The organism is Chitinilyticum aquatile DSM 21506, assembly GCF_000430805.1.
In the GTDB taxonomy this organism is placed as follows: domain Bacteria; phylum Pseudomonadota; class Gammaproteobacteria; order Burkholderiales; family Chitinibacteraceae; genus Chitinilyticum; species Chitinilyticum aquatile.
Genome location: NZ_AUMS01000011.1, coordinates 136,197 through 142,722, shown reverse-complemented (window position 1 = coordinate 142,722; position 6,526 = coordinate 136,197). Strand labels below are relative to the sequence as shown.

Here is a 6,526-nt window from a genome sequence, read left to right as displayed (position 1 = left end):
ACCCCTTCCCATCCCGAACAGGACGGTGAAACGCCTCAGCGCCGATGATAGTGCGGAATGCCCGTGTGAAAGTAGGACATCGCCAGACTCCCCATGGAAAGCCCCGATCAGCAATGGTCGGGGCTTTTTGCTTGGCGCTTGGCAGCGCAGGGTGAGGCGCAGAAGAGGGTATCGCGCTGGGGTTTATGCTGGGGAAGGGGGCGAGAACATACCCATTCCTGCTCACTTTTCCTTGTGCATTTCTTGGCCTGCACTCCATACTCAAGCATCTGTATTGTATTGAGTAAGGGGCTCTTAATGTTCGAATCCGCCGAATTGGGTCATGCCATTGATAAGCAGACCTATAAAACCGAAGAGGGATTCAGCAACGATCGGGGCTTTTTGCTTGGCGCTTGGTAGTGCAGGGTGAGGCGCAGAAGAGGGTATCGCGCTGGGGGCTATGCTGGCAAAGGACTGTGGAGGTATCCCCTTGCCGTTATCCTGTGACTACCGTGAGTGCTTTCATAGTTCATTCAGCTTGCCCGTGATATGGTTCATGCAGATCACATTCAACCTGAGGGCATGTCATGAAAAAGATCATTCGGAATGCAGCTCTGTCTCTCATTGCCGGATTGCTGGCCGTTTCGGCTTTTGCGGCTCAGCCCTGGCGTGAAGGCGTGCATTATTCGCAAGGCGAACACGTAACTTACCGTGGACGTCTCTATGTGGCTTTGCAATCACACGATGCCGTCAAGCGTGCGGGCTGGACTCCAGAGCGTGCCCCCAGTCTCTGGGAGTTGGTCGAGCCTTCAGCAACGCCGTTTCCTCACAAGAAGCCAAAGAACTATTGAGCGAAACTGCAGTATCACTTGCCGGATTGTTGCTGGCCATGACCGGCAAATTCGGCTTCCAGCGCCGGTGGGATTTTGAAGTCTGGATGCTGCTGCTTGAGCTTCAGGTAAAGTCTGTATGCTGTGTCGCGCTCGCCCAGTTCAAGCGCCTTGGTGATGTCTTGCAGGATGGACTCGGCGGGATCTGGCGCTGTTGGCGCAGATGGGGCTGCCATGGTTTTTGCTTCTCCCCGTCCGGCCGTGACCGTCAAGTCCATCTCGGCAGATCCGTTGATGGAGATGCCTCTATCTTCAGCTGGGGGCGGGGCTATTGGGCGGATCGCTTCCTGTGGGGCGGGAGCCAACGCTGAAGGCCGCGCTTGAGCAGGCTCCGTATTTTCCTTCTTTCTGTCGGCGATCGGATTGCGGATAGTGGATGATCTAGGTTGTGCTTGTTCCTGATCGCTTGGTTGGGCTGCTTGTTTGTCGAATGTGCTGGCTGGCTGCTGGCTGTCCGTGCCGGCTGCCTCTGTCTCGGTACGTGTAGCCGGCTGGGACTGCTCATCGATTGCTTCCGGCTGCGGCAATGGCCGCTGGATGACCATCAGCCCCAGAAAGCTGATGACGGCGAGCGAGGCGATGGCGGTAATGTGCCGTGGTGCAAGCAGCCATAGCGCGATCTCCTTGAGCCTGGCCAGCGTGCCGCCGTGATCTGCCGCAATGGTCTTGCGAGCGGCCGCCAGAATGATCCGGTCGGTCTGCACTGTGGGTCTGACGCTATCCAGTTGACTGTAGAGCCTGCTCAATTCGTCATCATGCGGCAGACCGGAGGCGTCTTCCTGCTCAGCCATGTTCTCCTCCCAGGCATTCCCGCAGTTTGCGGATTGCGTAGCGAACCCTGCTTTTCACCGTCTCAGCCGCCGTGCTGGTCAGTTGCGCGATCTCGTTAAGACCAAGCTCGTGCTCTTCCTTCAGCAGGAAGGCCTCGCGCTGCTCGGGGGGCAATTGCCGCAGGCAGGCGACTAGGCGCATTTTCTGCTGCTGCTGATCCATCTGCGCATCGGGTAGCGGGCAATGATCAGGCAGTTCTTCCGCCGCACCCAGATCGCTGTCCCAGCGGTGGCGGGCGTTGCGCCGGAACCAGTCCACCAGTTTGCTGTGGGCAATGCCAAGCAGGAAAGTGCTGAAACGAGCCAGTGGCTGATAGCTGTCGCGCTGGCGGATGAGGCTCAGCCAGACTTCCTGGAAAACTTCCTCGCCGCTGCTGGCATTCCCTGTTTCATGAATCAGGAAGCGCAGCAGCCTGCTGCGATGCCGCTCATACAGAATGGCAAACGCCTCATGCTGGCCATTGCGCCAGGCGAGCATGAGGGTGCTGTCATCGCTGTGTTCATCGGGTCTGGCCTGCATGGCAGCTACTCTAATACGCCCGCTTGCCGCGTACCAGCCATCTGCCATGCAGTCTGGCTTGCTGCACTCATTCAGCCACAGTGCTGACCGCTCCCGGTGTCAGTTTGCCGGCGAGATTGACGAGCTGGATGAATTCACCGCGATAGCCGAAAGGATCATCGCCGCGTGCTGCGGATGCAATCGTCGCCAGCTGTCCGTAGCTCATTCCCTGCTGGTACTTGCCGCCACGCAGCAGTTCACCAAAACCGGCAACCGCGGTGGCAAAGCGGAATTCGCTGCTGGCTGCTGCAAAACTCGGTTTCACCATCGCCTTGCGCAAGGGGATTTCCATCAGGGTGCTGCTGTGGCTTTCCGGTTGCTTGTAGCGCAAGCGCAAAAGCGCCAGCTCGTCACCTTTGCCGATACCCGCGGCTTTGGTCTTGCCATAGCGCAGCGGCTCCAGATAGCCCGCCTTGCCGGTGAAGGTGACTTCGTAGATGGCGGTGATGGTGTGGCCGGCACCGATCTCGCCGGCATCAATCTTGTCGTTGCTGAAGTCTTCGCGGCGCAGCATGCGGTTGTCGTAACCGATCAGCCGGTATTCGCTGACCTGGGCCGGGTTGAATTCGACCTGGATCTTGACGTCCTTGGCGACGGTGGCCAGTGTCGAGGTCATTTCTTCGGCCAGCACCTTCTGGCCTTCGTTGAGCGAATCGATGTAATGGTGGTTGCCGTTACCGATGTCGGCGATCTGCTCCATCAGCGCGTCATTGTAGTTGCCGGTGCCAAAGCCCAGTGTGGTCAGCGAGATGCCGGCTTCGCGCTCGCGTTCGACCAGCTGCTTGAGCTGGTCGATATTGCTGACGCCCACATTGAAATCGCCATCGGTAGCCAGCAGGATGCGGTTGATGCCACCCGGAATGAAGCCACGGCGAGCCATCTGGTAGGCGAGCCTGATGCCGGCTTCACCTGCCGTCGAGCCGCCGGCGCGCAGCTGGTCGATGGCCATGCGGATGCGCTCGCGATCCGCGGTCGGCTCCAGCACGACACCGGTGCCCGATGCATAGATCACCAGCGAGACGCGATCCTGCGGGCGCAGGCGGTCGACCAGCAGCTTCAGCGAGGCTTGCAGCAGTGGCAGCTTGTCCGGGCTGTTCATCGAGCCGGAAACATCAACCAGGAAGACCAGATTGGCTGCTGGCATGGCGGCCGGCCTGATTTCCTGCGCCTTGATGCCGATGCGGATCAGCTGCTTGTCGCGCCCCCACGGAGCCGGTGCGATTTCGGTATCCACGGTAAACGGGTGCCTGCTATTGACGCGCGGATAGGCGTAGGGGAAGTAGTTGATCATTTCCTCGACACGCACGGCGTCATGCGGTGGCAGCTGGCCCTGTTTCAGCATGCGGCGGACATTGGCATAGCTGGCCGTATCGACATCGATACTGAAGGTTGATACCGGATCGCTGGCAGTGGACTTCACTGGCTGGTCATCGACCTTTGCATAGTTTTCGCGATTTTCATCCTGCACTACGAACATCGGAGCGGGGGCAACGGCTGGCCTGGGTACGGGCGCAGCCATGGTTTTGGCCTCACCGCGTGTGGTTGTGACCATGAGGTCCATTTCAGCAGAACCTGAAATCTTGACGCCAGTATTGCCGGTATTGTCGGAGGCTCCCGTCTTGCTGCGTTCGGATGGTGTGGCATGGGCTTCAACAGGCGAGGTGATTTGTTCCTGTTTGCCGGTCGTGCAGCCAAGCAGCAGGCTGGCGCCCAGCAGAGAAAGCGTGAAGGTTGAATGTTTCATGGCGGATCTCCAGAAGTGGTTTGCCTGTGATTAAACGTAGCAAGCCTCGAAAGCGGGTTAACGATTTCATACTTTTTTTGCTGCCGAGTCCGGACCAGCGGAAATTTCGTCAGCGTGGCCAATGGTCAACGCATGGCGGTTCACTGTGAGTGATGCAGATGGGTTGGGTATGCCTATAAAGCCATTTTATGTAAATGGCTGTATGCATATACATGGAGGTGTATATTGTTGCCTGCTGGCGGGTGCACAAACCGGGTGTGCGCGCGATAATGGCGCTCCCGTTTCACACGAGAAATCGCATGCCCGCCCGCATCCTCCGCCTGCTGATCTTGCTCGCCGCTAGCTGTCTGCTGCTCAATGGCGTGGTTTTCTTTGCGCTGGGCAAGCTGAATGTCGGTACGATCGGCCCGTTTTTGCTCGGGCTGGTTGTGCTCTTGCTGCTGCAGTTTCGCGAGCGCTGGCTGCTCTGGCTGGACGCCCGGCGCTGGCGTCGCCCGGCATGGCGGCTTGTGCTGCTGCTATTCACCGTCTGGCTGCTGAGCCTGCTCGTCTTCTTTGTGACTCTGGCCCGCCATCCGCAGCCCGATGCGACCCGTGCGCCAGCTGCCATTATCGTGCTCGGCTCCGGGCTGGACGGGCGCGAACCGGGGCCGATGCTGCGTTTGCGCCTTGATGCCGCGCTGGTCTATGCCGGGCAGTTCCCGCAGGCGAAACTGGTCGTGTCCGGCGGGCAGGGCTGGAGCGAGGAGATCAGCGAGGCACAGGCCATGCAAGAATACTTGCAGCGCCACGGCGTCGACCCCGAGCGCATTCTTGCGGAAGATCGTAGTACCAGTACCGAGGAAAATCTGGGGTACAGCAAGCGGGTGCTGCAGGCGGCCGGCATTGATGTCGCTCGCCAGAACAGCCTGATCGTGACCAGCGATTTCCATACCTTGCGCGCCGAAGGGCTGGCCCGCCGGCACGGCTATAGTGCGGCAGCCGTTGCGGGGGCGCAGACCCCGCTGCCGATCCGCTACAACGCCTGGTTTCGCGAGTATTTTGCCTCGCTCAGCTCCTGGGTGCTGGGCGAATATGACTGAAATCTTGCCCCGTACTCCTGATCTCTGAGCTCCAGCAGGAACGAGCTTGATCGCGGAGCGTTGCTGATTGCGAGCAGGCGCGCTCTTGCGACTGCAGACATCGAAGGGGCAAATCAATAATCCGGTTTCCTGATTAGCAAGCCTTCTCAGTGCGTCATGCCCGCGAAGGCGGGTATCTAGTATTCACGCGGTTTTGCCGGGTTCCCGCCTGCGCGGGAACGACGATTATTACTGTTTGCTGAGCCTTCTTGCTAAGTAGGTCCAGTTTATGGGTATGTGCTTATAGCCAAATGAATTCATGGTTTTTGGCTTTATGGGGTTGTGGGTATTGTTGTGCCGCAGGCAAAAAAAGAGCCGCTTAGCGCGGCTCGTCAAGTTCGTGTCTAGCGAAAAAAGCGGGATGTTCAGTAAGCGCCTCCCAGAATGCTGACCAGCTGGTCGTAGCGGCGGTACAGCGCGCGTTCCTGATTCTTGCGGGCATCCAGTGCCAGTTGCGAATTCAGCGTGAGGCGGAACAGCGCATAGAACAGCTGCAGGTCAGTCACCTCGCGCAGCTGGCGGTTGCTGGAGGGCAGGAAGCCCGCCAGCTGATCGGCGTAATACAGCTTTTCCTGCTCGCGCGTGGCCGCCGGGCCGCGGCGGCCGTAGTCATTGAAAAACTGGGCAATCTTGCTGCGTTGTGTGGCAGGCAGGTCACGGCGCAGCACCAGCGGGTCATAGCTGAACGGCGTTGATTGCCAGGCGATCTGCAGCTTGGCGGCATCGCGTGGGAAGCGCTCGGACAGTTTTTCGAATTCCTCGCTGCTGCTGGCGGCGACGTCGGCACGGCCTTCGACCAGCGCCTTGAAATTGTCCAGACTGCTGCCGTAGCTGATGCTCTTGAAATACTGCTCGGCCAGCACATTGCCCTTGGCAAAGGCCAGATACTGCGGAATCAGGTAGGACGCCGTGTTACCGCTGAAGCCGCTGGCGTAGCGCAGCTTCTTCGGCTGGGCGAGGAGGGCGTCCAGTGTGGCAGGTCCACCCTTGCGGGTGAGCAGCAGCGAGCGGTATTCGCTCTTGCCACCGGTAAGTACCAGCCGCGCGAACACTTCGCCCTGGCCATTTTCCACCATGTCCAGCGCGGTCTGCGTACTGGCGCGGGCAATCTGCACTTCGTTGCGCGCGAAGCGCTCTGCCAGCTCCTTGTCATCTTTCACGGCCATGAGGCGCACGCGCTGTCCCAGGCTCTTGCCCATGTCGTCCGCGATGGGCTGCCAGTCTTCCAGCCCCTGTTCGATGCCACGGCTGGCAACGAAGCCGAAAACGACATCGGCCCTGGCAGTGGCCGAGGCCATCAGGGCGAGCAGGGAGGCAGCAAGCAGAGTGCGAAACATCGTAATATCCTTGGCGTAGACCGAAAGCCGCGCAAGGATAGGCGAGCAATGTTACCTGCCGGTGAA

At 59.4% G+C, this 6,526-nt stretch carries 6 protein-coding genes and 1 rRNA gene; 3 read left to right on the top strand and 4 right to left on the bottom strand.

The window, feature by feature from the left end; translation table 11 throughout:
- Positions 1 to 88 (top strand): 5S ribosomal RNA (gene rrf / locus H559_RS23475); the annotation flags it as partial.
- A gap of 478 nt (positions 89 to 566) precedes the next feature.
- Positions 567 to 830, top strand: a complete 264-nt coding sequence (locus H559_RS22635) for a carbohydrate-binding protein (RefSeq protein WP_155845347.1) — start codon at positions 567 to 569, stop codon at positions 828 to 830.
- A 14-nt stretch (positions 831 to 844) separates the two neighbouring features.
- On the opposite strand, the gene H559_RS0108790 is transcribed toward H559_RS22635, so the two are convergent.
- The 3 genes from H559_RS0108790 to H559_RS19615 form a co-directional block, all read right to left on the bottom strand.
- On the bottom strand, positions 845 to 1,660 hold the full coding sequence (locus H559_RS0108790; RefSeq protein WP_028452401.1) for a hypothetical protein: 816 nt from the start codon (positions 1,658 to 1,660) through the stop codon (positions 845 to 847).
- Entirely contained in the window at positions 1,653 to 2,219 is a 567-nt protein-coding gene (locus H559_RS0108785; RefSeq protein WP_028452400.1) for a sigma-70 family RNA polymerase sigma factor, read from the bottom strand. Before H559_RS0108785 ends, H559_RS0108790 begins: the two co-directional genes overlap by 8 nt.
- Positions 2,220 to 2,286: 67 nt before the next feature.
- On the bottom strand, positions 2,287 to 4,002 hold the full coding sequence (locus H559_RS19615) for a vWA domain-containing protein (RefSeq protein WP_051279157.1): 1,716 nt from the start codon (positions 4,000 to 4,002) through the stop codon (positions 2,287 to 2,289).
- Positions 4,003 to 4,301: 299 nt separating this feature from the next.
- On the opposite strand from H559_RS19615, the gene H559_RS0108775 reads away from it, so the two are divergent.
- A complete protein-coding gene (locus H559_RS0108775) occupies positions 4,302 to 5,084 on the top strand; it encodes a YdcF family protein (RefSeq protein ID WP_028452399.1) in 783 nt (260 codons plus the stop codon).
- Positions 5,085 to 5,488: 404 nt separating this feature from the next.
- Here H559_RS0108775 and H559_RS0108770 read toward each other — a convergent pair whose 3' ends face one another.
- On the bottom strand, positions 5,489 to 6,460 hold the full coding sequence (locus tag H559_RS0108770; RefSeq protein WP_028452398.1) for a PhnD/SsuA/transferrin family substrate-binding protein: 972 nt from the start codon (positions 6,458 to 6,460) through the stop codon (positions 5,489 to 5,491).
- Between the last annotated feature and the right edge of the window lie 66 nt (positions 6,461 to 6,526).

Coding starts and splice junctions, on each gene's coding strand:
- H559_RS22635 (WP_155845347.1), top strand. CDS start 567: ATGAAAAAGATCATTCGGAATGCAGCTCTGTCTCTCATTGCCGGATTG.
- H559_RS0108790 (WP_028452401.1), bottom strand. CDS start 1,660: ATGGCTGAGCAGGAAGACGCCTCCGGTCTGCCGCATGATGACGAATTG.
- H559_RS0108785 (WP_028452400.1), bottom strand. CDS start 2,219: ATGCAGGCCAGACCCGATGAACACAGCGATGACAGCACCCTCATGCTC.
- H559_RS19615 (WP_051279157.1), bottom strand. CDS start 4,002: ATGAAACATTCAACCTTCACGCTTTCTCTGCTGGGCGCCAGCCTGCTG.
- H559_RS0108775 (WP_028452399.1), top strand. CDS start 4,302: ATGCCCGCCCGCATCCTCCGCCTGCTGATCTTGCTCGCCGCTAGCTGT.
- H559_RS0108770 (WP_028452398.1), bottom strand. CDS start 6,460: ATGTTTCGCACTCTGCTTGCTGCCTCCCTGCTCGCCCTGATGGCCTCG.